This is a genomic window from Chloroherpetonaceae bacterium, assembly GCA_025056565.1.
In the GTDB taxonomy this organism is placed as follows: domain Bacteria; phylum Bacteroidota; class Chlorobiia; order Chlorobiales; family Thermochlorobacteraceae; genus Thermochlorobacter.
This window is the reverse complement of record JANWWA010000003.1, coordinates 1-26900: the sequence shown is the minus strand read 5'-3', so window position 1 is coordinate 26900 and position 26900 is coordinate 1. Positions and strand designations below refer to the sequence as shown.

At 49.1% G+C, this 26900-nt stretch carries 25 protein-coding genes and 1 pseudogene; 14 read left to right on the top strand and 12 right to left on the bottom strand.

Features of this window, described 5'->3' with window-relative positions; translation table 11 throughout:
* Positions 1 to 134 precede the first annotated feature (134 nt).
* From NZM05_03405 to NZM05_03375, 7 genes and pseudogenes are all read right to left on the bottom strand, one after another.
* The gene (locus NZM05_03405; GenBank protein ID MCS7012668.1) at positions 135 to 1058 is read right to left on the bottom strand and encodes a cell wall-active antibiotics response protein; all 924 of its coding nucleotides are present in this window, start codon (positions 1056 to 1058) and stop codon (positions 135 to 137) included.
* Between the two features lie 194 nt (positions 1059 to 1252).
* Positions 1253 to 1417: a hypothetical protein gene (locus NZM05_03400; GenBank protein ID MCS7012667.1), complete on the bottom strand. Its 165-nt coding sequence runs from the start codon at positions 1415 to 1417 to the stop codon at positions 1253 to 1255.
* Between the two features lie 8 nt (positions 1418 to 1425).
* Positions 1426 to 3126 (bottom strand): electron transfer flavoprotein-ubiquinone oxidoreductase, encoded by a 1701-nt coding sequence (locus tag NZM05_03395; GenBank protein MCS7012666.1) that lies wholly within the window; start codon positions 3124 to 3126, stop codon positions 1426 to 1428.
* Positions 3127 to 3214: 88 nt separating this feature from the next.
* Positions 3215 to 5026, bottom strand: a complete 1812-nt coding sequence (locus tag NZM05_03390; protein ID MCS7012665.1) for a RecQ family ATP-dependent DNA helicase — start codon at positions 5024 to 5026, stop codon at positions 3215 to 3217.
* Between the two features lie 252 nt (positions 5027 to 5278).
* Positions 5279 to 6190 (bottom strand): PfkB family carbohydrate kinase, encoded by a 912-nt coding sequence (locus NZM05_03385; protein MCS7012664.1) that lies wholly within the window; start codon positions 6188 to 6190, stop codon positions 5279 to 5281.
* A gap of 27 nt (positions 6191 to 6217) precedes the next feature.
* The gene (locus NZM05_03380; protein MCS7012663.1) at positions 6218 to 8128 is read right to left on the bottom strand and encodes an alpha-amylase family glycosyl hydrolase; all 1911 of its coding nucleotides are present in this window, start codon (positions 8126 to 8128) and stop codon (positions 6218 to 6220) included.
* A gap of 291 nt (positions 8129 to 8419) precedes the next feature.
* Positions 8420 to 9127, bottom strand: a pseudogene (locus NZM05_03375) (TIGR00266 family protein).
* A gap of 277 nt (positions 9128 to 9404) precedes the next feature.
* Here NZM05_03375 and NZM05_03370 point away from each other — a divergent pair.
* From NZM05_03370 to NZM05_03305, 14 genes are all read left to right on the top strand, one after another.
* A complete protein-coding gene (locus tag NZM05_03370) occupies positions 9405 to 10277 on the top strand; it encodes a class II glutamine amidotransferase (protein ID MCS7012662.1) in 873 nt (290 codons plus the stop codon).
* A gap of 12 nt (positions 10278 to 10289) precedes the next feature.
* On the top strand, positions 10290 to 11099 hold the full coding sequence (gene rlmB, locus NZM05_03365; GenBank protein ID MCS7012661.1) for a 23S rRNA (guanosine(2251)-2'-O)-methyltransferase RlmB: 810 nt from the start codon (positions 10290 to 10292) through the stop codon (positions 11097 to 11099).
* Positions 11096 to 11506, top strand: coding sequence for a hypothetical protein (locus tag NZM05_03360; protein ID MCS7012660.1), 411 nt, complete (start codon positions 11096 to 11098; stop codon positions 11504 to 11506). The genes rlmB and NZM05_03360 overlap by 4 nt, the downstream gene beginning before the upstream one ends.
* A gap of 5 nt (positions 11507 to 11511) precedes the next feature.
* Positions 11512 to 12312 (top strand): class I SAM-dependent methyltransferase, encoded by an 801-nt coding sequence (locus tag NZM05_03355; protein MCS7012659.1) that lies wholly within the window; start codon positions 11512 to 11514, stop codon positions 12310 to 12312.
* 33 nt (positions 12313 to 12345) lie between these two features.
* Positions 12346 to 13536: a glycosyltransferase family 4 protein gene (locus NZM05_03350; GenBank protein ID MCS7012658.1), complete on the top strand. Its 1191-nt coding sequence runs from the start codon at positions 12346 to 12348 to the stop codon at positions 13534 to 13536.
* A gap of 1 nt (position 13537) precedes the next feature.
* Positions 13538 to 14860, top strand: a complete 1323-nt coding sequence (locus NZM05_03345) for a polysaccharide biosynthesis C-terminal domain-containing protein (GenBank protein MCS7012657.1) — start codon at positions 13538 to 13540, stop codon at positions 14858 to 14860.
* Positions 14861 to 15745 (top strand): hypothetical protein, encoded by an 885-nt coding sequence (locus tag NZM05_03340; protein MCS7012656.1) that lies wholly within the window; start codon positions 14861 to 14863, stop codon positions 15743 to 15745.
* Positions 15746 to 15753: 8 nt separating this feature from the next.
* Positions 15754 to 16992: a glycosyltransferase family 9 protein gene (locus NZM05_03335; GenBank protein MCS7012655.1), complete on the top strand. Its 1239-nt coding sequence runs from the start codon at positions 15754 to 15756 to the stop codon at positions 16990 to 16992.
* A gap of 8 nt (positions 16993 to 17000) precedes the next feature.
* Complete coding sequence (locus NZM05_03330) at positions 17001 to 18014, top strand: class I SAM-dependent methyltransferase (protein ID MCS7012654.1); 1014 nt, start codon at positions 17001 to 17003, stop codon at positions 18012 to 18014.
* Positions 18015 to 18022: 8 nt separating this feature from the next.
* Positions 18023 to 18880, top strand: coding sequence for a class I SAM-dependent methyltransferase (locus NZM05_03325; GenBank protein MCS7012653.1), 858 nt, complete (start codon positions 18023 to 18025; stop codon positions 18878 to 18880).
* Positions 18877 to 20586: a heparinase II/III family protein gene (locus tag NZM05_03320; protein ID MCS7012652.1), complete on the top strand. Its 1710-nt coding sequence runs from the start codon at positions 18877 to 18879 to the stop codon at positions 20584 to 20586. Before NZM05_03325 ends, NZM05_03320 begins: the two co-directional genes overlap by 4 nt.
* A 163-nt stretch (positions 20587 to 20749) precedes the next feature.
* Complete coding sequence (locus NZM05_03315) at positions 20750 to 20887, top strand: Rpn family recombination-promoting nuclease/putative transposase (protein ID MCS7012651.1); 138 nt, start codon at positions 20750 to 20752, stop codon at positions 20885 to 20887.
* A 203-nt stretch (positions 20888 to 21090) separates the two neighbouring features.
* Positions 21091 to 23040: an asparagine synthase (glutamine-hydrolyzing) gene (gene asnB, locus NZM05_03310; protein ID MCS7012650.1), complete on the top strand. Its 1950-nt coding sequence runs from the start codon at positions 21091 to 21093 to the stop codon at positions 23038 to 23040.
* Between the two features lie 189 nt (positions 23041 to 23229).
* Positions 23230 to 24219 carry a tetratricopeptide repeat protein gene (locus NZM05_03305; GenBank protein ID MCS7012649.1) on the top strand — a complete coding sequence of 330 codons (990 nt, stop codon included), beginning with the start codon at positions 23230 to 23232 and terminating at the stop codon, positions 24217 to 24219.
* Positions 24220 to 24259: 40 nt separating this feature from the next.
* On the opposite strand, the gene NZM05_03300 is transcribed toward NZM05_03305, so the two are convergent.
* The 5 genes from NZM05_03300 to NZM05_03280 form a co-directional block, all read right to left on the bottom strand.
* Positions 24260 to 24610, bottom strand: coding sequence for a phage holin family protein (locus tag NZM05_03300; GenBank protein ID MCS7012648.1), 351 nt, complete (start codon positions 24608 to 24610; stop codon positions 24260 to 24262).
* A 3-nt stretch (positions 24611 to 24613) separates the two neighbouring features.
* Positions 24614 to 25486: a hypothetical protein gene (locus NZM05_03295; protein MCS7012647.1), complete on the bottom strand. Its 873-nt coding sequence runs from the start codon at positions 25484 to 25486 to the stop codon at positions 24614 to 24616.
* A gap of 15 nt (positions 25487 to 25501) precedes the next feature.
* Positions 25502 to 26212 carry a phosphoribosylformylglycinamidine synthase subunit PurQ gene (purQ, locus tag NZM05_03290; GenBank protein MCS7012646.1) on the bottom strand — a complete coding sequence of 237 codons (711 nt, stop codon included), beginning with the start codon at positions 26210 to 26212 and terminating at the stop codon, positions 25502 to 25504.
* A gap of 17 nt (positions 26213 to 26229) precedes the next feature.
* Entirely contained in the window at positions 26230 to 26499 is a 270-nt protein-coding gene (gene purS, locus NZM05_03285; GenBank protein ID MCS7012645.1) for a phosphoribosylformylglycinamidine synthase subunit PurS, read from the bottom strand.
* 64 nt (positions 26500 to 26563) lie between these two features.
* On the bottom strand, positions 26564 to 26900 hold a 337-nt coding region (locus NZM05_03280), incomplete at its 5' end, for a hypothetical protein (protein MCS7012644.1).

The following is a 26900-nucleotide window of genomic DNA, read 5'->3' as shown; positions in this document are numbered from 1 at the left end:
ACTTGGAGCGCAAGATACAACAAAAGCCAGAGATTTCTGTTTTCTGACAGCGGAACGGTCTCACCGCATCAGAGCACTGTGGAAATAGTGAATACAGGTCAGCTTGCCGCAGGGTGTTTGGCAGATAAAAGGCTCTACTTCCAGCGCAGGCGAACCGAACCTACACCACTGGAAATGTGCAGTTCTAAAACGTGTTTTGCCTCAGAGAAATTGCCGCTGTAGAACCACTCCCCATCTTGCATAAAATCCTCAGGGAGCTTGAACGAAGAAAAAAAGTTATCGGCATATTTGACTTTTACGCCTAATTCCTTCGGCACTAGCATCTTCACTGACCCCGCCCCGATAGAGATACTTGCTTTTGAGGAGCGGAGTTCGCTGCCACTAAAATCCAGCACTACATCCGACGCACCGCCATTGAAATCCAGCTCTTCGAAGTTCGCATTGCTTAGTCCTGCCACTACTAATTTGGACGCACCTGCTGAGAGCTGCAACCGCTTCATTGGAATCGGGTTCGGTGCATTGAAGCGTAGATGCGTCGCACAGGCACCTGAAGACAGCGTAAGGCTTGAGACGCGCAAGCCCGACATATCCAGCTCATTTGAGGCTGCACCGACGGAGAAGTCTAACTCTACAGGTATATCAGTTGGCAACAGTAGCCTAAGAAGATTTTCCTGTGAGGTGGGGCGTGTCTCGTCATCGCCAAAGAGTGAGCGCCAGTTAAATCGGACGCGTCGCCCTTTTGGTTCATCGGAAGAGGAACGATGTTGGAGCACCAGTCGTCCAACTTGGTCACGAATTATGTATTCTGCTGTCAGCGCTGCTGTGTCGGTTGAATGAAACTCATACTCAAATGCATTGCCGTGATTTTGCGAGCCGAGCTGAAGCCGAATTGCTCCCAATTCTAACTGCACAGCGATCGACTTTTCAGTCGTTAGCGGCATTGCGGCTCGGCGCACCACTTGAGAAAAAGACACTGAGCTAAGACACACAAGGCAGAGTAAGCTGGCTGCAAACAGCCGAGACCGAAAGACCGCCGTTTGATGTAGCGCCTGCGTCATTCGTGGTTAGAAATGGTTTGGAAAATCGTGACCGTCGTCACGGCTTTAAGCCCTCACAAGTCTTACCTTATTTTTGCTTAAATGTTTCACTTTGAGTCTGCTCTGTGCGCAGCCCCGAGCCAACTTGCGCCTCAGGACTCCTTTGTAACCCGCACTCATTCTTCGCTCCCCTTGCTGGTTCAGCTTGCATAGCACTACTCTGCAGCCCACTCCAGAAGCCAGCGTAGAGGCGAATGCATTAGCAGGGTTGCAAGCAAATAAAGCAGCGTAAACAGTATGCCTGGCGAAAAGAGCAGCGCCCAAAGCCACTCATGAAAGGAAATGCGTGCCGGCAAGGCTGGGCGCTCGGTTTTGCTCATAGAGGAGGTTACCCATTTGTATAAACAGGTCCGCCGCCACCCTCAGGCACTTTCCAAGTAATGGCTTGATATGGGTCAGCAATGTCGCATGTTTTGCAGTGCACGCAGTTTGACGCATTGATGTGCAGTTTCTTCGTTCCCATCAGGCTATCTGTTGAGACCATTTCATAGACATTTGCTGGACAGAAATGCTGGCACGGGTTTCCATACTCCGTAATGCACTTGTTGTTACAAATGTCCGCTATAATCTCAGGGCGAATGTAGAGATGGCACGGCTGATTTTCCTCGTGCATCGTCTTAGACTCATAGACATCGGTAAGCTTATCAAAAGTGAGCTTGCCGTCGAACTTGAACTGCGCTTTATTGCGCAGGTATTTTTCACGCCACGCTCTTGAAAAGCGTGACATATGGGTATGGTCAGCTTCGAGCGGAAGTCGCTCTTTGAGCACACGCCCACCGAAGAGCATTTGTGCCCCCACACGCAGCATACCGAAGTAAAGTCCATAGTTAAACGCCTGTCGGAAGTTGCGTGCACGGTATAGCTCTTTTTTTGCCCACGAATTTTGGAATTTTTCTTCGTAGCGCTTCAAGGTACTTGCAGAAAAATCGTTTTGCTTTAAGGCTTCGAAGAGTGTTTCTGCCGCCAGCATTCCTGACTTCATCGCAAGGTGAATGCCTTTGAGACGCATCATATTGAGAAAACCGCCTGATTCACCAGTGAGCAAAAGCCCATCGGCATACAGTTGAGGCATAGAGAAGTATCCTCCGCCTGAGATGGTCTTTGCACCGTAACCGACTATTTTACCTCCCTCTAAGAGACGGCGCACAAAAGGATGTGTTTTGAATTTTTGCAAGTTGAAGTGCGGGTCATTGGTCGGGTCTTCAGCATCAAGAGCAGTTACGAAACCGACTGAAAGCGTTGTATCACTCATTGCGTAAATCCAACTGCCACCATAGATATCCGCTGGAAGTGGAAAGCCCATTGTGTGAATCACTGTGCCTTTTCTGATGCGCCCCTCAGGAATTTCCCAAATCTCTTTGACACCTGTTTCGTAAGCCTGAGGGTTGCGCCCACGGTCTAAGCCCAGCTTCGGCACAATTTGCTTGGTCAGTGACCCACGTGGCCCTTCACCTAACACGGTCACCTTGGCACGAATGTTCATTCCGGGCTCAAAGTTGGGTTTCGGGTTGCCAAACTTGTCAATCCCTTTGTCATCGGTGCGCACCCCTACCACTCGCGTGCCTTCGAGCAGCATTTCTGCGCCTGCAAAGCCCGTGAAAATATTTATCCCTTTTGCTTCTGCAATCTGACCTAGCCACGCTCCAAACTTATTGAGTGAGATAATGTAGTAGCCAATATTGTGCATCGGCGGGGGCACAAACGGAAAGGGAATTTTTCGCTTCTCAGTGAGAAAGTAAAGTGATTCCTGCGTTACCTCCGCTTCAATTGGGCAGCCCAGCTCCCGATAGTTTGGCAATAGTTCACGCAGTGCAATCGGATCCAAGATCGCTCCTGAGAGCAGATGATCACCTACACGCTGCCCCTTTTCAAGAATAGCGATTTGTGGCTCCAGCTTCTCGGCAGATTGCGCATTGTGCGCTTCAATGAGATTCTGCAAATGAATGGCGGCCGATAAGTTGGCTGGTCCTGCGCCGACGAACAGGACATCCATCTCCAGCGTTTCGCGCTGAATGTTAGGGAAGGACATAGCTTTACTCCAAAAACAAGTTAGTGGAAAAGAAAGATAGCACGCTTTTCACTTTTTCGAAATGCTCTTCACTCAAACTCTGTTGTGCTTAGGAGAGAGCAGACGCGTTTCGTTGGTGTCGACCTAAGCAATTGTCACAAATCCCACACTTCTCGGTGTAGCGTGCTTCGCCAAAATAATCCAAGATAAAGTTGCGTCGGCAGAGGGCATAGTGGAGATATCGCTCAATAGCTCGGAAGCGATTCAATGCTGCTTGATGCCGCCGCTTTAGTAACTCCCAGTCAAGCGGCAGCTTTTTTGGCAATAAGTGCGGGGCTAAGATGGTTAGCGAAAGCAGTTCATCGGATTGAAAGTCACAGAGGTGGAGCTTTTGCCAGTGTTGGAAATGTGCCAGCGCTTCCTCGAGCGCTACGCCTGCTTTTTCAGCAAAGCTTTCAAGAGAGAAGGAAACGCCTTGTCCAAAGCATGCGCTGCCAAAGGAACGCAAAATTTGCTCGAGGATTTTGCGTTCCGTGCCCTGTGCAGTGCGGAAACGTGCATCAAAATCAGCACGGTCAAGGTGGAGCCTCAGCCATTCAGAGCGACTGTGGTGCGAGTGTTGTGCAATCAGGTGATGCCGTTCCAGAAAATCGCAAATTGCAGAGAGCTTGGCATTGCTGAAACGCGTGCCATATTTGCTATGCAGCATCTCTAAAAATTCGTCTCGCCTAAGCTCAAGCTCAATGCCTTGTGCGCGCAACTCTTTGAAGAGAATTTCCACATCGTCGCGTGAGAAAAAACTTTGCTCCAAAAGGTAGCGGCGACGCTCTAAGTCGCTTCTGGAGAAGAGCAGCACCGCATAGGCTTTTTTGCCGTCCCGCCCTGCGCGACCTGCTTCCTGATAGTATGCTTCCAGCGTCTCAGGTGGTTCAAGATGCACCACCACGCGCACATCGGGTTTATTGATGCCCATACCAAATGCACTGGTGGCGCAAATCACGCGCCAGCGATTTTGAAAGTATGCTTCCTGAATGCGTGTGCGCGCCTCATCAGAAAGCCCTGCGTGGTAGTATGTGGCAGAAATGCCGTTTTGATTCAGAAAGTGTGCTGTGGTTTCGCATAGCTGGCGACTCATTGTATAGACCATTGCCGCGCCCGGCACTGCCTGCAAGATTTCCAGTAGCTTTCCTCGCTTATTTTCCAACTCAAAAACAGATAGACTAAGGTTCGGTCGCTCGAAGCCACCAATGTAGAGATGTGGGTCTTGCAGCTCAAGATAAGTCTTAATGTCTTCCAGCACTTCTTCGGTTGCTGTGGCAGTTAGCGCCAGCATAATTGGACGCTTTGGCAAGTGCAGACTGGCAAGCCCTGAGGCAATTTTTTGGTAGCTTGGACGAAAATCGTATCCCCACTCGGAAATACAGTGCGCTTCATCAACGGCGACCAGTGAAATAGGCACTCCCTGCATTGCTTGAACAAATTGCACATTCTGCAGTCGCTCTGGGGCAATGAAGAGCAGCTTTAGGGCGTTCTGGCGAAGCGACAGAAAAATTTTTTGCGTTGCCCCCACACTTGTTTGACTGTTGAGCGCTGCAGCTGGAATGCCCCGTGCGCGCAATGTATCGACTTGGTCTTTCATCAGCGCAATGAGCGGCGAAATCACCAGCGTAATGCCCGGCAAAATCAATGCAGGCAGTTGGTAGCAAATGGATTTACCCTGACCTGTTGGCATCACACCCAGCGTATCACGTCCGCTCAGCAAGCTCAAAATCACGCTCTCTTGCCCGCCACGAAACGCATCATATCCAAAGACAGTATTCAGTATGGATAAAGCTTTGGCGCGCAGCGTATCTAAGCTGTCGCCAATTGCAATCTCTGTATGTGCAGTGGTCTGCTTTGTCCTATCTCTCCAACTGCTCATCTATGGTCGCAGGGGTTTTTGCCAGTGCTTTGCGTAAGCACTACAAGTTGCGAAGCATTGTTTCACATATCCAAGCTCTTATAGCTTTTTTCCTTGCACCGCTGTTTTAGTTCAGGATTTTTCCAGTTATGCCAGCGCACTGCACAACACGCCACGTCGTGCATTACCTACTCGGGAATTCTCCAGTGTTCAGTGTTGTGTGCTCACCTTTGGGAACGCCTGCTGTGTAAGGCTGAGGTGCTTGTTTCGCCCCTATTCCTCGATGCGAGACAGCTCTAAGAAACTTTGATAGCGGTCGAAAATTTCAAGTGGGCTGAGCTCCAGCAGACGTGCTACGCCAAACCGTTCTACGCAGAAACTTGCCATTGTGCTGCCATAGAGCACTGCTTTTCGCAAAGTTTGCTCATTGATGTCGCCAGTTTTCGCAAGGTAGCCGATAAATCCGCCAGCAAAGGTGTCGCCTGCACCAGTGGGGTCGTAGATGAACTCCAGCGGGTAAGCAGGTGCTGAGAATACGCCACTGTCGGTAAAAAGCAGTGCACCATGTTCTCCCTTTTTGATGACGAGAATTTTCGGTCCCATCTCACGAATGATGCGCGCGCATTTAATCAGGTTCGGTTCTTTGGCTAGCAGACGTGCCTCGCTGTCATTGATGATGAAGGCATCGACCATTGAGAGCGTCTCACGCAGTTCATTAGGCTTGCCTTCAATCCAGAAGTTCATTGTGTCGCAGATGACCAGCTTAGGGCGAGAGATTTGCTCGAGCACACGCTTTTGCAGCACGGGGTCAATGTTGCCTAAGCAAACAAATTTAGCTTGCTGATACTGGTGAGGAATCACCGCATCAAATTCTGCCAGCACATTTAGCTGCGTCTCAATTGTGTCGCGTGTGTTCATATCGTAGTGGTAGCGTCCTGACCAACGAAAGGTTTTGCCATTTGGCACGATTTTGACGCCATGCAAGTCAATATTTCGCTCCCGAAAGATGTTCAGATTTTCTTCGCCGAAATCGTCCCCCACCACACCGACCAATTGAATGTTGTCGGTAAAGAAACTGGCAGCGATAGAAATGTATGTTGCTGACCCACCCAGCGTGTTGCGCGATGTGCCAAAGGGCGTTTCAAGGTCGTCAAACGCCAATGAACCTACAACCAGTAGCGACATAGCAAACGATTTTGTTAGAGCGTAAAGTTATGAAATTTCAAACAGCGCACTTTCACCTGCTTGTAGTTCCACAGACAGCAAGCCCGATTCAACAGGAAAGCAATGCCCTGACAGCAAATCTTTCAGCGATGCCTGTGCTGTGCGCAGCGGGATTCTGATTTGTTCTGCCCCACGCACATTCATATTCCCCACATAGAGCAGTTCTATGTGGCCTGCTTGGCGTGTAAAGACCAGTATGGGGGAACGCTCGTCACTTAGCAGTTTGAACGACTGAGCACGGTGCTGCGTGATGACGCTAAGATAGCGCTGGCGCACTTGTAGCACCGTTGCAATAAACTCCACCAGTGGTTCTTGTCCATTCCCATTCTCCCAATCAAAAGCAAATGCGCTAAAGAGCGGCAAGCGATGCGATGGGTAGTGCTTCAGTTCCTCTGGCGAGAAATCCAAGCCAGTATTGATTGGATAGGTTTCACAAATTTCAGCTCCATTGTGAATGAACGGAATTGCTGGCAGAAATGCAGAGAGGGCAAAGGCAAACTTCGCAAAATTTCGCCCGTAGATAGCGTTCCCAAAGCGCGCGGCTGCGCGCGGCGTGTTGTGGCTTTCAGCAGTTGCAAAGCAAGGTATCACCACGCCTGACTGTGCCCACTGACGTAGCATCTTGTGCAGTTCCGCTGGCTTATGCATCACAAATGGCAGTGAGCCGATTACGGCGTTATATCCCTCTTTTCGGCTTTTAGCTGTGGCGGCGAAGTTTTCGTCCCAGAACGCAAAGTCAGGATTTTTAGCCCGTGCGGCATTGACCATTGACTTTTTAAGGTCGCTTGGCAATGCATGCCCCATATCAATCATCACCCCATCAATACCAAAGGCATCTTGGTAGTAGGGAATGATGCCAATGATTTTATCCCAAAGTGGCTGATTGATATACTCTGGTTTTGCTAAGTTCGCTTCATACATTCGAATGGTGTTGTAAGCGATGTAGTTGTAGCGCGGGTGTGTGTAGAGCCGAAGGTAGGTTACGTCGTTCCAAGGTGGCTGGGTGTCCTGTGGTGGCCAATCTGCAAAAGCACCAGGAATGCGGCAAAGGCGCTGACTGCTTGTCAGACCACGATACTGCCCATTCTGCTTTTCAACTTTATAGGGCGTCTCAGTAAAAAAGGCGCGGTAAGTGGGACTTGGCTCAGGCAGATTATGGAAATCGCCTCGTTCTACTTTCTCTGCGATGCGCTTTAGCTCAGTGGCTGTAAAAATCGGGTTACCGTAGCAGGTCTCATCGTTTGAGCCAGCAGGGCGGTCAGGCACAGCGGCATCAATCCAGTAGAACCAGTCAGGATGCTCAGGAATCCAATCGCTGTCTTTTGCCGCCGTGCGAAACACAAACTCGACTACCACGCGTAAGCCTAAGCGATGCGCTGCTTCTACAAAGGCTTTGAATTCATCTTCTACTGTTAGTCCCAAAATCGGCTCTGAGAGCCGTTCATCCAGCTTGTAAGGATTCTTGATAGCATACGGGGAGCCTAAATTCCCTTTGTTGCCATCGCTGCCAATAGCGGTAATTGGCAGCAGATGCACTACGCTTACACCTAAACGCTGAAGATAGGGCAGCAAGGCAATGGATTTCAAAAATGTGCCCGTCTCACGAAAGGCATTTGGCGTCTCGAGGTCAAGCTGACCATTCTGGTTATGGTCAAAAGCGGTCGCCGTGCGCACAAAAAGGTTATAGATGACAGCGTCACGCGTCCACTCCCCGTTTTCGGTCTGTGGGCGTGCGACTTTTGGCGTAGCTAAAAGGCGTTCAATTAGCGTGGTGTAGTATTGGCGCGGTTCAACGGCTTCTTTGCCCAGTGTGCCTTTATGCCAAAGCGTGGGCAGGAAGTAGGGTTGGTCGTAGCGCGGAAGAGCTTGGAGGGCTACCAGCAATTTTTCCAGAGCCATTCGTGGTATGCTGCTGTATTGAGAGTTTCCCTAATGGACGTAGCGATTTTGTTGATAGATTGTCTTTGCCGCAATTTATGAAATTCATTGAAAGGGACACAAAAGCGCTCTCCAGTCGCGCATAGCGTTTGCAAGTTCAGGCAAATTCTTACCCTTCCCCCTAATTAAACCAATAGAAGGATTCTCTTTGCGTGAAGAGAAAGGTTAGAGGTAAGTTTCGGTGCAAGTCGCTTAGTCGCCGCTGCCGAAGATGCTGCCGATGCCGATTCCACCTTCTTCTCTGCCACCGTAGGAAGCGCTTACGATACGGTCAGCCAATCGAGAGAAAGGTAGGCTCTGCAAATAGACTACCCCAGGGCCGGTTAATTTGGCTAAAAACAAGCCCTCGCCACCGAAGAGTGCATTTTTGAATCCACCGACAAACTCAATGTCGTAGTCTACGGTAGGGGCAAAAGCCACCAAGCAACCCGTATCGACGCGCAGCGACTCACCTGCAGATAGTGTGCGTTGAATGATTGTGCCGCCTGCGTGAATAAATGCTAACCCATCGCCCTTTAAGCGTTGCAAAATGAATCCTTCGCCACCAAACAGCCCTGTGCCGATTTTCTTTGTGAAGGCAACCTCAATTTCAATGCCTTTGGCTGCGCAGAGAAACCCGTCTTTTTGGCAGAGAAACTCACCGCCTAAGGCTTGCAAATCCAGCGGGACAATTTTTCCGGGGTAGGGTGCAGCAAATGCTACACGCCTCTTGCCTTGTCCCGCATTCACATATGAGGTGATAAAAAAACTCTCGCCTGTAATGACGCGCTTGAGACCTGCAAAGAGTTTGCTACCGAAACTCCCCCCTTCTTGGCCCATTGATGTCTGCATTTGAATTCCATCTTCCATATAAAGCATAGCGCCGACCTCTGCACGCACTGCTTCGCCTGGGTCAAGCTCAATCTCAACGGCTTGCATATCATCGCCGAAAATTTTGTAGTCAATGATGTCTGCTGGCATATCTTTTGTTGCTTTGAGTGTTGAAGAAAATTTAGGGTTCTCTGCTACTTGCGCCACCTGCACAAGAAGGCTTTGCAAATATAGCGAAAGTTATACGTTTCAGCTCAATGAAAAATTGCCCAAATGTCGACCGCCTCTGCCACTTTATCTGACCCGATTGCTTCTTCTATCGTTTTTGCGCAATGCAAATTTGCTGTATCTTACAGGCTCTTTCACTACGGAAGGAAGGTAGGCGAAATTGACCAACGCTTTTCCTAAACTTTTAACGCTTCTTTCTATGTGCAGATTTGCGGTGTATTGCGGTAAGCCGATTACGCTCAAAAAACTTATTTTTGACCCACCGCATAACTTTGTCGAGCAAGCGCGTCAGCCGCGCGAGATGATCATTACGCCTATCAATGTGGACGGCTATGGGCTTGCGTGGTATAACCTCGATGTGCATCCTGAGCCAGCCGTCATTACCTCCGAAAAGCCATTCTGGCATGACATCAACATTGCACGCATTGCTGACAAAATCATCTCACCCACGATTTTTGTGCATGTGCGTGCCGCTTCGCCTGGGCTTTTGGTGCATCAGGCCAACTCGCACCCCTTTCAGTGGAAGAATCAAATCTTTATGCACAACGGCATTATCAGTGACTTCAAGCGTGCAATGATGCGCGCCATTCGCCAGCAAATCTCAGACCCGTTTTATTCGCACCTTATTGGCACAACGGATTCTGAGCACATCTTCCACCTCTACCTTTCTATTCGTGATGCCCAGCCTTCTCTTACGATGGCTGAAGCGATGCTGGAAACCATTGCGCGGCTCAATGCGCTGGCTGAAAAGCACGGCTCTGACCTCATTCTCAATATGGCGCTCACCGATGGCAGAACCACCGTCATTACGCGATACACCACCATTGAGAAATCCGCTACGCTCTACTACTCGCAGAGCAGTCCAATGTTCCCTGATGCCATCGTCGTCGCTTCTGAACCACTGGATTACCGTGACAGTTCTTGGCAACCCTTCCCACTTAATATGATGATGGTTATCAACGAGCACCGAGAGTTTAGCTTTGTTGCAATTCCCAATCCATTTCTCAAAGATGGGCACTTGCCTACAGCGCGCCCTGTTACGCTGCGACTCTCAACGCCAACCGAGAACTGAGAACGGGGCGATATGCCAGATCAAGAAACCTTTCAAGGCACTGCACAAGAGCAGACTGCGCCAGAGGTTATCTACGGGCGTAACGCCGTTGCCGAGCTACTGAAAGCTCACCCTGACCGCATTGCCAAAATTTACTTTCAAATCAATGCGCACGACAAGCGCCTACTGGAAATTCTCATCACGGCAAAGCGCAACCGTATCTCCATCGGCAAAGCCAGCAACCAGAAGCTCTCAGACCTTGCGCGTAGCAATAAGCATCAAGGTGTAGTGGCCATTGCCAGCGACATTCGCTTCTTAGAAGTAGAGGATGTCCTCAGTGTGCCTCGTCACAAGCCCTTTTTCCTGCTGATCCTTGATAGTATTGAAGACCCACAAAACTTGGGCGCCATCATTCGCACTGCAGAAGCTGCTGGCGTTGATCTTATCATTCTGCCACGCGATCGCTCTGCGCCAATTAACTCTACGGTTCACAAAATATCTGCTGGCGCGGTTTCCCATGCACCGATTGCCCGTGTTACCAATCTTGCACAAACGATTCGCTTGCTCAAAGACAGGGGCATTTGGGTTGTCGGCACCGATGCAGATGCGCCGAGACTTTACACTGATTTTGACTACACAATGAATGTTGCGCTGGTCATTGGCTCAGAGGGCAAAGGTATGCGACGTTTGGTGCACGAGAGCTGTGATGAAGTGGTACGTGTGCCAATGTTTGGCAAAACGGATTCGCTCAACGCAAGTGTTGCTGCTGGCATCTTGCTCTACGAGGTGGTGCGTCAGCGTCAAGCTCATCTGCCAATGACAAAAGCTGATGCCGAGCGATGATGGAGACTGTTATGCTCTTTCTTTTGTCGGGTGATGCACAGAAAATTTTAGCGGCTCACTCATTGCCTGACAGCACATTGGTTGAGCCATTTTCGGAAAAGGAGTTGGTAACGCCTCTTGCCACGCTCAGGCGCTTGCGGCAAGCCAAGGGCAAGATTTTCTTTGGCACGAAAGTTCTGCGCTTGCAGCGCTACAGGCTGATGATAAAGCTCTTTCTCTTTCTTGCCGGTAAGTTGCATGCAGCCATCATTGACGAAGCAGGTGACAAAGAGATGTATTCCTTTTGGCGTTTTATTTTTGCGGACATCTGGAAGCTCTTTGCGGAAACTATTGCGAGCGCCTTCGTGGTGCTGGAAACTTACTTGGAGTTAGAATCGCTGAAACGCCGAAATTGGCTTATTAAGTGAGGTCAATGAATCATCTTGTTGCGACATCGCCTACTGAGGCGATCAAATCAGGCGTCCACGACTACTGGAATGCACATCCATGTGGCACGCAATTCACAGCATCGGAGCGTGGCAGCAAAGCCTTCTTTGATGAAGTTGAGCGCTATCGCTATGCCACACAGCCCTTTATGGAGACGCTCTGCAAGTTTAAAGCCTTCAAGGGCAAGACACTTTTGGAAGTGGGCTGTGGGCTGGGCACGGATCTTTTGCAATTTGCTCGAAATGGTGCGATTGTAACAGGCATAGACCTTACCGAAGAGAGCATTGCGCTCTCACGGAAACGCTTTGAGCTTTACGGTGTAGAGGGTCAGTTTCTGGTCGCTGATGCAGAGAATTTGCCGTTTGCCGACCACTCATTTGATGTGGTCTATTCGTTTGGGGTTTTGCATCACACGCCCAACACGCAACAAGCGATTGATGAAATTTATCGTGTTCTGAAGCCTGATGGCGAGATTGTCATTATGCTCTACCACAAGCATTCGCTTCATGTTTGGCTTGGCGTGCCACTTTACTTTCTTTATGGTTTAACCAAAGGGAAGTTCTGGGGCTATGAAGAGTGGGTGCGCATCTATGACGGCCAGCATAATCCATTAGGGAAGGCTTATTCTCGTAAAGAGTTACGGCAGATGTTCTCGAAGTTTAGAGATGTGCAGTTTCAAGCCTGCGATGTAATTCGGCGGCGTTTTCCCAAGTGGCTCAATGCACTCAATCAAACCCTTTTTGCCAGCTGGGCAGGATTTTATATGATGATTTATGGAAGGAAGTGATGACCTATTTCGGCAAAGTATCCTTGATGCGAAATGAAGCTCTTGTTCCTTCGTACAGATTTTACGGGAGCACAGCAAGTTGGTGGTTCGTTTTCGCATGTGAAGGGCTTTGTTGGCGGACTGTGCGAACTTGGCGTGGAGGTTGTCACGGCGGCGGCATCGCCCGTTGATGCGCGTTGCAAATTCTACCCGATTGAATACAACCCTTTCTATTCAAATCTGCCCGAAATCGCTTCAATTGCGCACAATCAAACTTTGAAGCGAGAACTCCCGAAGATTCTCGACCGCGAAAAGCCTGATGTGATTTATCAGCGCCATAGCGAGTTTGTTTATGCAACCTCACAGATTGCAGCAGCGCATCGGATTCCCCTGTTTTTGGAAGTCAACGGTATTGAGACTTGGGTGAAAAAAAATTGGGGACTTTTGATTTTTGGCGGGCTTTTGGCACGAAGCGAAGCGGTTCAGTTTGAAGCGGCCAAAGCGATTTTCGTGGTGTCGGAAGCGCTCCGAGCGGAATTGCTGCGTCAGTTTGACGTGCCAGCCGAGAAGGTTTATGTGAATCCAAACGGCGTTGATGTCAGCGAGTTTTCCGATGCGATTGACGCTTGCGCATTTTTCAAGTCTTTGCCGCAAGACTTGCAGGCGAGGTGGCGCGGAAAGTTTCTTTGTGGGTTTGTTGGCACGTTTGGCGAGTGGCACGGCGTTGAAGTCTTGGCAAAAGCAGTTAAGCCAACGATTGAAAAAAATCCGAATGCGCATTTCGTTTTAATTGGCGACGGAAAGTTGAGAAAGACAGTGGAAGAAATTTTAGATGAAGATGGCATGCATGAATATGTTACGATGCTTGGGCTTGTGCCGCATCATCTCGTGCCGAAGTATCTTTCGCTCTGTGACGTGCTGCTCTCGCCGCATGTTCAGAATGCGGATGGCACGATGTTTTTCGGGTCACCGACAAAACTATTTGAGTATATGGGAATGGGCAAAGCGATCATTGCGGCAGGCGTTGGTCAAATCGCCGACGTGATCCATCACGAGAGAAACGGGCTCATTATGAAACACCGCGACCATGTCGACCTTGCCGAAAAAATTCTCTACCTCGCCGAACGCCCGGACTTGCGCCAGCGCTTGGGGCAAGCCGCGCGAAAAGACGCCGTCGAGAAATTCTCATGGAAAGAAAACGCGCGGCGCGTCGTAGCGACCTGCGAAACCTTGTTGAATCGGTAAAATGGGAATCGTTGCGCGGCAGTCCGCCCACGCGGTAGCGACAAACTTGTTCAACAAGTTCGTCATTGGTCTGCTCATTGACGTGCTTATCTCGCGCGTTCTTGGCACAAGCGGCAAAGGCGAATATGCGCTATTCGTTACGACCATAACGGGACTGACGGCGCTGTTCAGTTTCGGCATCCCTTTCGCAAACGCGGTGGTCGGAGCGCGCGGCGACGTCTCGCATCCAAAACTCATTCAACTGTCGCTCTATGCGGCGCTGATAGCGACGGCGGTATCCGTAGCGATGTTCCTAATCGGGCGCGGCAGCGGTTGGCTTACGTTTGTATTGCCAAAAACGCTCTCCGACGACTATCTCTTTCTGGCGGCACAGACGTTGCCATTTGTCTTTCTGAACGGATTTTTGCTGGGACTGCTCATTGGCAAAGGTGAAATTATTTTTCATAACTATGTCTTGCTAGGCAGTCAGGCGTGCGGGCTTATGGTGATTTCAGTTGCGGCGTTAGCGGGGTGGCTGACAAGCGCCGTTGCGATAGCCTCATATCTTTTGACCTTCATCTGCGCGCTCATAGCGATCGTTTGGAAGTGTCAAAACGACTTTCGGCAGACGTTTAATGAAGCGCTTCGCCTTTCTGACATCAAGCGCGTTGCGCAAATCTCGACATTCGTTTATCTCGGCGCGATTATGCAGTTTCTCAACTATCGCCTCGATACCTACTTCGTGGAATTTTACTTGGGAAGCAGCGAGTTAGGCATTTACGTAACGGCGGTGCGCATCGCAGAGACTTTGTGGATACTCTCAGCGTCTATGTCTAACGCAATCGTGGCGACGGCGGCGGCAGGCAATCCCAAAGCGCGAGAGGCGTCGTTCAAACTCGCGTTGCTATCTTTGCTGATTGGCGCGGCGGCGGCAGCGGGGCTTTTCATCGCAGGCAAAGTCATTATCATCGCGCTGTTTTCCGAAAAATTTGCTCTGGCAGCCGAACCGCTTTTTTTGCTTTTGCCCGGCGCCGTCATTCTCGGCGTCGCCAACGTGTTAGGGCCGTATTTGGCAAGCATCGGCCGCCCTGACGTCAATCTCTACAACGCTTTCTTGGCGATGCTGGCAACGATTGCGCTGGACATATGGCTCATTCCAAAGTTAGGCGTCAATGGCGCTGCGATCGCTTCAAGCATCGCCTACGCGCTTTTTGCCGCGCTTACGCTCATCGCGTTTTCTGTTATCACGAAGCTTGATCTTAGACAAACGGGTACGCTTGCCATTGAACTCAAAAATGACGTGCGCGCAAGCATTGAAAAAACGCGACAACGTTTCGGCATCTGAATGAACCTGCGGAGAGGCTTTCAAAAACTCTTGCGCCGATTTCTTGGCATCGCAGAGTTGGAACAGCGACTCGAGCATATTCAAATGGCTCTTGGGCGAGTCGAGTTGCGACAAACTTCTTCGGCGACCTTGCTTGCGGAGAGCGAGTTCAAAGCGTTTTCACAGATGGGCGAAGACGGGATTATTCAGTTTCTTGTGCGCCACGTCCCGATAAAAAACAAAGTCTTCGTTGAACTTGGCGTGCAAGATTACCGCGAGTCCAACACGCGCTTTCTCTTGAAACAAGGTCAATGGAAAGGGCTGGTCATAGACAGAGACGCCGAAAGCGTTGACTTTATTCGACGCGATGAAATTTCTTGGCAATATGATTTGACCGCAATCTGCGCGTTCATCACCGCTGAGAATATCAATCAACTGCTGCAAGAAAATGGGTTTGTAGGCGAGATAGGCCTGCTATCTATTGACATTGATGGCAATGATTACTGGATTTGGAACGCCATATCCGTTGTGCTGCCCGCGATTGTTGTCGTAGAGTATAATTTTCGTTTTGGGGCACATAGAGCAGTTACAATTCCTTACAAGCCTGACTTTGCACGCCTTGCTGCACACCCTTCTGGAATTTACTTTGGCGCTTCGCTCAACGCGCTATACCGCTTAGCCCAAAAAAAAGGATACGCTTTGGTTGGTTGCTCGAGCGCAGGAACAAATGCCTTCTTTGTGCGGCGCGATTTGAAGCCAGACATTTTGCCAGAGCGAAGCGCGAACGAGGCATTCGTGAAAGGATGCTATCGCCTGAGTCGAGATGCAAGCGGCGCGCCAATTGCACTTTCGCCAGAGGAAGAGGAGAAAATTCTAACGTCGCTCCCATTAGTGGAGATTGATTAGACCCTAAAATGAAGCAAACGCAGTTGAAAGCGGCGAAACTTCTCAGAGCGGTTATGCTCATCTGGGCATTTGCGATGAAGTGGCTGCCAAAGCGCAGCGTAGACAATCCAAAACGGATTTTGGTTATGGCATTTGGCGGCGTTGGCGATGCGATTATGATGATTCCCACGCTGGCGATTCTTCGAGAAAAACGTCCGAATGCGCATATCGCTCTGCTTGTCTCGACTGCTTCTGGCGCACCGACCATTTTTCAAGCGTTTCCAGAACTTTATGACGAACTGATTGCAATTTCGCCGACGCCTGCTTCATGGAAAGAAGCATTTACGCAAAATCTCAAGTTGATGAGAAAACAGTTCGACTGCGCGCTCATTTCCTACATTTCATCGTATAGCCTCTCAACGCTCTTGCCCGCGCTGCGCTCAACGCCAAAGCATTTGCTTGCAATCGTTGACCGTCACCCGCTTCGAAAGATCTATGAACGCTTGTTCGAGCATCGCGTTTTACTTTTTTGGGAAAGCGAGATGCGCTCGGAGATTTTGATTCATCAAGAAATCTTACGTGGCATTGAACCAACTTACGCGCCGCGCGCGGTGGAATGGCGGTGGAACCTCGTGCTCCCCGCCGAAGCGCAGCGACTTGCTATTCACTGGCTGAGTCAGAATGAACTGTGGGAAGCGTTGCAAAATCGTCCTAAACCGTTTTCAGTCCTGCACATGAGCGCATCGAGCGCGCAAGACTACAAGAAACTTCCTCTCTCCAAATTGGCGAAGGTAGTCGAGTGGTTGAGTGCGCAAGGAGTCAGCGTCGTCGTGGTTGGCACGCCAACCGAATCAAGTAGTCTTAATGAACTGCAAGCATTGGTCAATATTCCTCTAAGGGGTTGCTTTCATCTTGATTTGTTGACCGTTGCCGCCCTAATTAGACACGCAGCGATAGTGCTCAGTAGCGACAGCGGTATAGGGCATTTGGCGATTTTAGTGGACACGCCCACAGTACGCATTTTTGGTCCTTCGTTCTACTGGGGATTCCGAAAATGGAAGGAAGGTCCGTTTGCTGATATTTTCCCTCAGATTGAATGCGCGCCTTGTCTGCGATTAGGCATATTGAACGAGAAAGGGCTAAGCGCGCTGAACTGCGGACATCGCAATTGCCTGAATCAACTCAGCGAGCATTTGGTAATAGAGGCTGTGCAAAGCGCGCTATCTGAAAAATATTCCGCATTGTCTCAAAAGCAAAATAGGATTTGATTGCAAAGATGAAATTAGATCCGCGAAAAGTTGAAGCGAACATCCCGTGCACTATTTGCGGGGAGCGTGAAAGCCACCCGTTTATGGACTTGAATTTCAAGCAATTCGGTTATCCGGGCATTTTTCGCTTGCGGCAATGCAAGTCATGCGGTTTGATTTTTAACTCACCACGCTTGCGCAAAGAAGAATTCCCGAAGTTATACAAAAAGAACTACTACTTTTTTAATGAACTTGCGTCACACGAGATAAGCCGCATTAAATCTCAGTATTTGAGAAGCGTAGCGTTGCTAAACATAGACGCAAGGCAGAGAAAACTGATTGAAATTGGGTCGGCAAAAGGGTATCAACTGGCTCTGCTCAAAGCGTTAGGTTGGGACGTTCAAGGCGTGGAGCTATCAAACTTTGCAGCGAACTTCGCAAGCAAAACATTCAATGTGCCCGTATTCCGCGGCACTGCAGAGCTATATGCAAGAGAATGCACAGTTAAATACGACGTGGCAGTTGCTTTCGATGTAATTGAGCATGTGCTTGACCCCGCACAGTTTGTTGCAGCGGTTGCGCAACTTGTCAAAGTGGGCGGAATTTTGATTATAGATACGCCAAACGGGAACGCCAAACACATTGAAGTTCATCGAGAGCTTTGGAGCGGATTTATCCCGTTTCACATTTATTTCTTCAATGCGGAGAATTTAACGCGCCTGTTAAGAGACCACGGCTTCACCGTCGTGAAATCTTTCACTTACAATAATGCGCTAGTTGGATACCAAGAGAGAAAAAAAATGTTAGAGCCTTCTTTGAAAGAAAGATTCTATGAAGCGGTAGGATTGCGACAGCAGCTAGCTAACATAAAGCATATATGGTTGTCCCGAGCAGAGACCAAAGAGTGGTTGAACGAACAAATTCAGAAGGCAGCAGAAGAAGTGCGATTCTTGCCGACATACTTCGAGACAAGCGACGCAAAACTACCGCTTGCGAAACGCCAAGAAGGAGAAAACTTGGTCATCATTGCTCAGAAGCATTAATCACAAATATGCTTTATCTATCTCGTGAGCAAATTTCGGCTCTCGTTGAGCGTCTTGGTCAGCCAGAAGCGTCTATCTTGCTCAAAAAATTTTTCGATTCTTACCGTCGCACGCTCTCGTCGCGTGATGTTGCCGCGCTCTATGACGATGCATACATCAACGCAATCAATAATCATGAACTCTATCTGGAAGAACCTGGGAAGTTTCGCCTAAACATCTATCACAGAAACGCCTTTGAATACATCTCAAAGAAATTATTTCACGATGCACGCATACTAGACATTGGTTGCGGAAGCGGCGACTTTGCAATTGCGCTAGCAACGAGAAACGTAAAAGAAGTAGTGGGAATAGATTTTTCCAGACCGTCTATAGAGAAAGCCATTCAAAAGTCGGCTGCCCTATCCTTGCCTTGTAAGTTTATATGCGCCGACGTCGCAACTCTGAGCGGCGAAGACGTCTACGATTTTGTCTTACTCAACGATGTATCGGAACATCTCTCAGACGCAGAATTAATTCCTTTGTTAAAGAAAATTCGCCATCTGCTTTCGCCACGCGGCGAATTGCTTATTCACACCCCAAACGGATTGGCGATTTGCAACGACACGGACACCAATCTCTTGCAAATGCTCTTCAAGCTCTACTTGCGAATAGTGAAAAAATGGCGCGGCACGATACGCACCCCAGAGCAGATTTACTATGACCAAGTTCATATCAATGTCAAAAGTTTTCGGCAGCTAAAGTCTCTGCTTTTTGAGTGTGGTTTCAAAGCAAAAGTTTACTATGATGACGAGGCGGGAAAACATGGGCTGTTAAAAATGCTTTCGTCTAATATGCTTGTCGTGGCTAAACCAAGGTATGTGAAATGACGTCTCTCATCATAGCCAGAGTTCTTCTTAAGACACTTCGTCAGTCGTGCTGGAAACGGTTTCATTCAAGGCTTTCTCCTACCTCGCTCGTCAAGCGATACGGCGACTTTTCTTTCCTCGCTCCGCCAACTATTTCACCAGAAGAGATTGATGCACTGCTTGCGCATCGCTTCATGATTTTTGGACACCAGTTTCAATTGCCTGAACAAATCAATTGGCACTATGACCCGCTTTCTGACTATGCGTGGAACGACGCCGCACCTGCTTCATCATTCAATTTTCTCGATTCGCCAAAAGCCGACGTGAAAGTGGTCTGGGAACTCTCGCGCTTTCAGCATTTGCCCTTGCTTGCCGCCGCATTTTTGCAAAAGCGCGATCAAAAACTGCTTGATGAAATCACTGCGCAAGTTCATGGTTGGCTTGAACAAAATCCGTTAGGCTTTGGCGTGCACTGGGTCGTGCCAATGGAAGCGGCGATTCGCGCAGTCAATTGGATTGCAACGCTTGTCCTGCTTGGTCATCTTGCACCTGCATCGCTCGTCAAGTCAATGCTCAAAAGCCTCTCAGAACACGCAGCGTTTATCTATTGGAACATTGAGTTTGGGCGACGAAATGGCAATCACTACCTCTCCAATGGCATGGGACTGCTTTGGCTCGGCATTTTTCTTGGCGAGAGAAAATATGTGCGAAAAGGCTTTGCCATTGTCGAGGAATCTATGTGCGAGCAAGTCTATGATGACGGCGTGGATTACGAAAAGTCTGTATCGTATCACCGCTTCGTGCTTGAAATGTTTGAACTCTCCCGACTTGTCTCAGAAGCAAATAGTCTAAGGCTTTCGCCTAGCTTTTACCGCAAACTTGGCAAAATGCATCAGTTTCTGGTCGCCGCAACCAAACCCAATGGCACACTCTGCAATGTCGGTGACGATGACAGTGGCACAGTGCTCAATAGCAGACTGCTGAGCAATAATTTCGGGCTAAGCGCTGCGCCGCCGCTGTCAGCTGACCTCCACAATGCACAATCAGCAATCTTTAAGCAAGGTGGTTTTGCATCGCTGCGCCATCACAATACACACCTCTTTTTCGATTTTGGCGACATCGGGATGAACGGTTATGGTGGACACGGACACAACGACACGCTCTCTTTTGAACTATTCTTCTGTGGCGAAGAGCTTATTGTAGATTCTGGTACTTTCAACTACACCTTATATCAATCAGAACGCCAATGCTTCCGTAGCATTGAAGCCCATAACACTATCCAAATCGACGGCAAAGAACTTGTGCTATTCCGCAATCTTTGGTCAATTGCCGCAGATACGACAAAACCCAAGTTAGTTTCGTGGCGAAACAACAGCGAGCAAGATGAAATCATTGCGGAAATTGTGAACAACTCTGTCTTACATCGCCGCACTATTCGGTTCGATAAAGCAACGCACACAATTGCGCTCCAAGATAAACTCATAGCCAGTGGGACGCATACAGCTGTCTCACGCCTCCATTTTCATCCCAATCTTACACCAGTAGTTAGTGGGAATATCATTATCGCTGGTAATGCAGTGATTCGGATTGAGGGCATACAAAGCATCGCGCTTAGAGATAGCAGTTACTCAAAGGGCTACTACCAGAAAACGAAAAATTTGAAGGCGGAACTTTTGATTGAGTTTGAAGACAACTGGCAAGGCACGATAAAAATTGAACGACGATGACAACGATTCTATTTTCACTAAGCCTTTTTAGCTTTACCGCAAGTCTTTCCATGTTCTTTTACAGCGAGTGTCCATCCACTTCTTGGAGATTCGCTTTTCTAACAGAACTGCCTGTTCTATGCGCAATTCTTTTCGGAAATTTTCTTCTATCTTTGCCAGCATAATGCAGCGGCAAGCGGTGATGATGTATCCATTATGTCGAGCAGAAGTGAGACCAACAGGCGTCTATGCGGAACTAGCAAAGCGGTATCTTCGGCGCATCTACCTTGATGAGATTGTGGAGCTGGCAAAGTCATCTTAGCATCGCTATCGTCAAACTTATTGTAGCCCCAGCAAACGAGGTCGTACACACGGAAAAGTGGTTGCTCGGCACTAGCTCAACGCATTCGTAAAGCAGAGCCACAGCGGCTTGCAAAGATTTATTGCTTTGCAGAAGTTTCTTGCCAAAGCACACAAATCACTCAGCAGCGCAAAAAGAAAAAGCAGAAATCTGCATAACCTAAAATGTGTGGCATTGTCGGCATTTTTAACTACAGTGGTTCACCTTTACTTCTCTCAGAAGAGATACTGAGAGCGATGACGGCAGAGATGGTCCACCGTGGTCCTGATGACGAGGGTATCTATCTCTCGCCTGACTGCAAAATCGGTCTCGGCTTTCGGCGACTTGCGATTATTGACCTCTCACCAGCTGGACATCAGCCAATGAGCAATGCACTCAACTCCAAAAATCCAGAAGGCGATATTTGGCTTGTCTTCAACGGTGAAATTTACAACCACTTAGAACTGCGCAAAGAACTTGAAAAAAAAGGCTATCGCTACAAAGGTCGCTCCGACACCGAAACCATCCTCTATGCTTATCAGGAGTGGGGAATTGAATGCGTTAGCAAATTCTACGGCATGTTCGCAATTGCACTGTGGGATTCGCGCTCGCAAGAACTCTATCTTATCCGCGACCGCATTGGCGTTAAACCCTTGTATTACTCTTTCCAACATGGTGCGCTTTTCTTCGCCTCTGAAATCAAGGCCATGCTGAAACACCCTAGCATCACAAGGGAACTCAATCTGCAAGGGCTTTACGACTATCTCTCGCTGCTTACTACGCCGCCCGGTGAAACCATGTTCAAAGGCATTTATAAGCTGGAAGCGGGACACTACGCCATCATTAATCGGCATGGTGAGATGCGAAAGGTAAAGTATTGGGACTTAACCCACGAGACCGAGCATTTTCCACAGGAAAAATTCTATGTAGAATCGTTTTGCGTAGAGCACATTCGGCGTCTGCTTCGCGACTCCATTAAACTGCGAATGATGTCCGACGTGCCCTTCGGTGTGATGCTCTCGGGTGGTATTGACTCCTCAATGAATGTGGCACTGATGTCAGAACTGATGTCACGCCCCGTGGAGACCTTTACCGTCGGCTTCAAAGATTTAGAGAAATACAACGAACTCGAATACGCCCGACAAATCGCTAAGGAGTTTGCCACCAATCATCACGAAATTCTTCTCACAGAACAAGATGCGATTGACTTTTTGCCGAAAATGGTTTGGCATCAGGATGAACCAAATGCTGACCCTGTTTGCGTGCCCCTTTATTTTGTGAGCAAACTTGCACGCGACTCGGGCACGATTGTGGTGCAGGTCGGTGAAGGCTCTGACGAAGAATTCTCCGGTTACCTGCACTATCTACGCGAATGGCGCTATTACAACTACTATCACTCCCTTTTGCCACAAGCCATAAAAGACCTCGCTTACCAAGCTGCTAAAACTTTGCGCGGTGATTCCTTGCCCACTGAATATGCAAGGCGTGCTAGTGAAAACGATATTCCCTTCTATGGCGGGGCTGTGAGCTTTACCGAAGAAATGAAGAAGCATTTGCTGCTGGATTCTTTCCGCCGCAAGATGCAATCCAGCGGCCGAATTGCAGAGAAGTTCTTTGCAGAGTTAGAGCGACTGCTGCCTGATGCACGCGGCGAGGACTACTTGCGCAAAATGATTTATGCCGAGTTTAAGAGCCGATTAGCGGAGCTGCTGCTCATGCGTGTCGACAAAATGTCTATGGCTGTCTCAATTGAAGCACGCGTGCCTTTCCTTGACCACAGGTTAGTCGAGTTCGCCTTTCGCATTCCAGAGAGCTTGAAGGTAAAGCGTGGTGAGCCAAAATACATTCTGAAAAAAGCCGCAGAAGGTATTATCCCACGCAACATTATCTATCGCAAAAAGCAAGGCTTTGCTGCGCCTTCCAGTGAATGGCTACGAAGCGGGAAACTCTCGCCAATTGCCGAAGCGCGCATCTTAGGGTCAGGTTTGATGTCGCTCAACCTCTTTAGCAAAAAGTATATCAAGCGGCTCTTTGAAGCCCACCGAAAGGGCGAGCGTAACTATGGCGTGCAGCTTTGGACACTTCTGGTGCTGGCAGAGTGGTATGCCCAGCACTTTGAGCATCAATCAGCATAACTTGCCGCTTGCGCCACATCAGTTCCTCTCTCAGCAACTTACTTGCGCACAATTTGTAGCAATCTGATTGCGCTACTGCAATAGCTCTCCGTCAGCATCGCATTTTGCAACTGTGCGCCATCTTCTCCGTTGAATTTGGCATCTTTACACATCTATTGCTTTTCTCAATCAACACTCAACTTTGGCACGATGAACTTCACTTGTTTGCTTTTGCTACTCTTTCTGCTGCCAGCATCCCTCCTCTTTGCACAAAACTATGCGGAGGTGAAACACTTGCTCAAAAAAGGACAGTTCAAAGACATAGAAACTATGCTGCAGGAGCAATTAAAAGCCAATCCAAATGACGACTCCGCTCACTACTACTTGGGTCTCGCATACTTTCATCAAGGCAAGTTAGAGGAGGCTTCAAAGCATCATGAAAGATGCATTGAGCTACATCCGAACAGCAGCACCTACCACCTTGCATTTGCACAGTCACTTGGACGCAGTGTGCAAAAAGCTGGTATTTTTTCGCAAATCGGCTCCGTTGGACGCATCAAACGCTCAATTGAAAAGGCCGTTGAATTAGACCCACGCAGTCTTAATGCTCGCTTTGCACTGGTTGCCTTCCATATGCAGGCTCCTGGTATTGTAGGTGGCAGTTGGGATGAAGCGATGCGTCAAGCTAAAGCCTTTGAAGCGATTGATGCTAACAAGGCTCAAATGCTTTGGTGCATCGTGCACTTCTACAAGAAAGAGTATGACAAGTATGCTGACAAGCATTTCAGCATCGTGCCGCCCAAAGATGAGTCCTCGCTCGAACTCTATCGTGACAACTTTGCTTACTATGGATACACAGCCGCAAGCGAACTGCTTGCCAAGAAAGACTATGAGCGTGCAGGAGCAATTAGCAAAAAGCTCGTCGCTGACTTTCCTGACCTCCACTACGGATACGCAATGTCTGGACGCTATCTTACTGAGAAAGGCGAATACGACGCTGCCATCACACAGCTTGAAAAAGCTCTTGCCTTAAATAGGAAATGGATAGCAGGACACTACTATCTTGGCGTGGCTCATCAAGCCAAAGGCGACAAAGAAAAAGCTACTCAGCAGTTTGAGAAATTTCTCTCATTGGAAAAGCAAACCAGCGACCTGACCAAAGACGCAAAAGAGCGACTCGAAAAACTAAGAAAATTGTAGCGCTGGTGCAGGACTCACTGCAAGAAGAGCATAGCAGGTACTACTCGCCTATTCCAAGCAGCCAGCTTAGTAGGTATGCCACGATGCTAATGCAAAGCGAGCCAAGCACCGCCGTGAAAAATCCTTTCACCTCAAAGCCCGGCAGAATAGCAGAAGCCAGTAGCAGCATGAGGGCATTAATGACCAGCAGAAAGAGTCCCAAGGTGAAGACAATGAGTGGTAGCGAGAGCAAGGTCAGAATGGGACGCAGAAATGTATTCACCAACCCTAACACCAGCGCCGCCAGCAAGGCAGACCAGAAACTCTTTACCGTAATGTCTGGCACCAGCATCGCCGTTGCATACACGGCTACGGCATTGACCAGCCAGATTAGCAACAGTCGGGATAGCATTGGTTAGTTCGTGTGGAAAGGATACTCCGTTGCCAGCTCTTCGCCTGTGATTGCATCAATATAGATGCGTGCGATGGGTTTCTTGTATTTGATGTCAATTTCCACCTCATAAGCTAAGTGCACTGTCGCACGCTGCAAGCGACTTTCCACTTTGCCTTGCTTGTTGGTCAGTGTTCTCACTTCTTTCTTTTCATAGACGCAGAGTGGCCCGGGCTTAATGACATCAATGCGGTCCACCTCATACTGAATTTGCTTATCCTCAACGCTAAACTTTAGCCGCTTGCCCATCAGCTTCTTGTAGAGCTTATCGGTTGAAATAGTGGGCTTTTGGGGTAATCCTGACAGCACACGCGTGGTAGTTGAAGCCAGCACGGCGATTTCGCCTTTGCGATTCATGATAAACTCCAAGCGTCCACGCGTCTCGCCCCCAGCACGTAGCTTTCCGTATTGCGCACGTTCAAAGAGAATAGCAATTGCGTCCTCCACCTCGCGCAGCGAAAGCAACACCACCTCTTTTGAATTGGTGTGAAACAGGCCTTCGTTCTCGTCTATGAACTCGCGCAGTGCTCTTAGCAAAGCCGCTGTGCTATCATTACTTGCCAGATATTTGGCAATCGGCAATTGAATTGGCTGCATCGCATATGCCAGTTGCCCAACGGTGCAAGCCACTGAGTCCAGCACTTCGGTTAGGTAGCTGAAGCGATACTTTTTTTTGAATGCATCATAGCGTTTCAAGAAGGCGCGGTAGGCTTGTTTGTCATAACTTAGCGTAAGCGGATACGGCTGACGCTGTGCCCACGCTGAGGTATGCGCTATGGCGCACAGTCCCCAAGTTAGCATTACCCATAGCGCTAAGATTTGGTAGCTTCGGCTCATCTATGCGGATGCAGTCTACATTGCTTGCACCACGGCACGTTGCACCAGTGATTCAAAGAGTCGGCGTCCATCGGTCGAGCCTAACAGGGCTTCAGCGGCGCGCTCTGGGTGTGGCATCAGTCCCATCACGTTTTTTTCTCGATTCAGAATCCCTGCAATGTTGCGTGCGGCGCCATTTGGATTTGCCGCATCAGTGATGTTGCCAGTGGCATCGCAATACTTGAGCACCACCTGCCCGTTGGCTTCCAATTCGTCCAATACTTCAGGTGGTGCAAAGTAATTTCCATCTCCGTGCGCAATTGGCATACGTAGCACCTCACCTACTTGGTAGTCGCCCATAAAAATGGATTGATTATCCAGCACTTTGAGATGCACCATTTTGCACACAAAGCGTCGGTGAATGTTCCTTAGCAATACGCCCGGCAACAGCCCTGCCTCACAGAGAATTTGGAAGCCATTGCAGATGCCGAGCACGGGTTTGCCAAGTTTGGCGTGCCGCACGACCTCTTGCATAATAGGTGAAACGCGCGCAATGGCGCCCGGACGAAGGTAATCGCCAAAAGAAAACCCGCCCGGCAAAATAATCACATCGCTGCCCTCAAGGTCAGTGTTCTTGTGCCAAAGTAACCTTGCCTCTGCATTCGGAAGCGACTGGCAGACGGTTAGGGCATCATGGTCGCAGTTGGAGCCCGGAAATACCACAATCCCAAATCGCAGTTTTGACATATCGCTCAGAGATATGGCTATGAACTGGTTTGCTCAGCCACTGGTTCAATGTCAATGTGAAAGTCTTCCATTACAGGATTTGCAAGGAGTTTCTGGCACGCTGCGCTTACAATCTGATAGGCTTCCTCTGGCGAGTTTGCGTCCAGTTCCAACTCAATGTGCTTGCCCATTCGTGCCGATTTAATGCTCTGGTAAGAGAGACTTCTTAGCGCTTGCAGCACCGCCTTGCCTTGCACATCAAGAATAGACTTGCGGAGCGTAACGCTAACCCGTGCTTTGAACGTCATTGGGTTGATGGTTTGCTTGCGGTGAGATTCATTCACGCAAAAAGGTGTTTTTGCCCTCGCTTCTTTACTTTCGCTGGCACATTCCCTCTACTTGATGGAATCGCTCATGCAGTGCCGTTAGCGCAATTTTGACTTCGCTATTTGGGGCATTCTTTGCAATTATCTCAGCCAAGTGCGCCGACTCCTTCACCAGCGAATCCATTGCCGTTTTGAATTCAGGCTTTACGGTGTAGTTCGCAGGTGGCGAAGAATTTGCCCACTCTTTTGCGCGCTGTGCCAATTCTCCTGCTCGAGCGCGAATTGGCGCAAAGTTGCCTTCCTCTATCGGGTGGTATGTCTCAGCCATCACCGTGTGAAAATCATCTAACTCTTTCCAAGTTTGGAGCGTCTTGGCAGCGGTT

What these genes read in the sequence shown, in the direction of transcription:
- NZM05_03315 (MCS7012651.1), top strand. Translation starts at nt 20,750, where the DNA reads ATGCAGCGGCAAGCGGTGATGATGTATCCATTATGTCGAGCAGAAGTG.
- NZM05_03370 (MCS7012662.1), top strand. Translation starts at nt 9,405, where the DNA reads ATGTGCAGATTTGCGGTGTATTGCGGTAAGCCGATTACGCTCAAAAAA.
- NZM05_03395 (MCS7012666.1), bottom strand. Translation starts at nt 3,126, where the DNA reads ATGTCCTTCCCTAACATTCAGCGCGAAACGCTGGAGATGGATGTCCTG.
- NZM05_03330 (MCS7012654.1), top strand. Translation starts at nt 17,001, where the DNA reads ATGAAATTAGATCCGCGAAAAGTTGAAGCGAACATCCCGTGCACTATT.
- NZM05_03380 (MCS7012663.1), bottom strand. Translation starts at nt 8,128, where the DNA reads ATGGCTCTGGAAAAATTGCTGGTAGCCCTCCAAGCTCTTCCGCGCTAC.
- rlmB (MCS7012661.1), top strand. Translation starts at nt 10,290, where the DNA reads ATGCCAGATCAAGAAACCTTTCAAGGCACTGCACAAGAGCAGACTGCG.
- NZM05_03345 (MCS7012657.1), top strand. Translation starts at nt 13,538, where the DNA reads ATGGGAATCGTTGCGCGGCAGTCCGCCCACGCGGTAGCGACAAACTTG.
- NZM05_03295 (MCS7012647.1), bottom strand. Translation starts at nt 25,486, where the DNA reads ATGAGCCGAAGCTACCAAATCTTAGCGCTATGGGTAATGCTAACTTGG.
- NZM05_03340 (MCS7012656.1), top strand. Translation starts at nt 14,861, where the DNA reads ATGAACCTGCGGAGAGGCTTTCAAAAACTCTTGCGCCGATTTCTTGGC.
- asnB (MCS7012650.1), top strand. Translation starts at nt 21,091, where the DNA reads ATGTGTGGCATTGTCGGCATTTTTAACTACAGTGGTTCACCTTTACTT.
- NZM05_03300 (MCS7012648.1), bottom strand. Translation starts at nt 24,610, where the DNA reads ATGCTATCCCGACTGTTGCTAATCTGGCTGGTCAATGCCGTAGCCGTG.
- NZM05_03325 (MCS7012653.1), top strand. Translation starts at nt 18,023, where the DNA reads ATGCTTTATCTATCTCGTGAGCAAATTTCGGCTCTCGTTGAGCGTCTT.
- NZM05_03305 (MCS7012649.1), top strand. Translation starts at nt 23,230, where the DNA reads ATGAACTTCACTTGTTTGCTTTTGCTACTCTTTCTGCTGCCAGCATCC.
- NZM05_03360 (MCS7012660.1), top strand. Translation starts at nt 11,096, where the DNA reads ATGATGGAGACTGTTATGCTCTTTCTTTTGTCGGGTGATGCACAGAAA.
- NZM05_03390 (MCS7012665.1), bottom strand. Translation starts at nt 5,026, where the DNA reads ATGAGCAGTTGGAGAGATAGGACAAAGCAGACCACTGCACATACAGAG.
- NZM05_03400 (MCS7012667.1), bottom strand. Translation starts at nt 1,417, where the DNA reads ATGAGCAAAACCGAGCGCCCAGCCTTGCCGGCACGCATTTCCTTTCAT.
- NZM05_03405 (MCS7012668.1), bottom strand. Translation starts at nt 1,058, where the DNA reads ATGACGCAGGCGCTACATCAAACGGCGGTCTTTCGGTCTCGGCTGTTT.
- NZM05_03335 (MCS7012655.1), top strand. Translation starts at nt 15,754, where the DNA reads ATGAAGCAAACGCAGTTGAAAGCGGCGAAACTTCTCAGAGCGGTTATG.
- purS (MCS7012645.1), bottom strand. Translation starts at nt 26,499, where the DNA reads ATGACGTTCAAAGCACGGGTTAGCGTTACGCTCCGCAAGTCTATTCTT.
- NZM05_03320 (MCS7012652.1), top strand. Translation starts at nt 18,877, where the DNA reads ATGACGTCTCTCATCATAGCCAGAGTTCTTCTTAAGACACTTCGTCAG.
- NZM05_03385 (MCS7012664.1), bottom strand. Translation starts at nt 6,190, where the DNA reads ATGTCGCTACTGGTTGTAGGTTCATTGGCGTTTGACGACCTTGAAACG.
- purQ (MCS7012646.1), bottom strand. Translation starts at nt 26,212, where the DNA reads ATGTCAAAACTGCGATTTGGGATTGTGGTATTTCCGGGCTCCAACTGC.
- NZM05_03355 (MCS7012659.1), top strand. Translation starts at nt 11,512, where the DNA reads ATGAATCATCTTGTTGCGACATCGCCTACTGAGGCGATCAAATCAGGC.
- NZM05_03350 (MCS7012658.1), top strand. Translation starts at nt 12,346, where the DNA reads ATGAAGCTCTTGTTCCTTCGTACAGATTTTACGGGAGCACAGCAAGTT.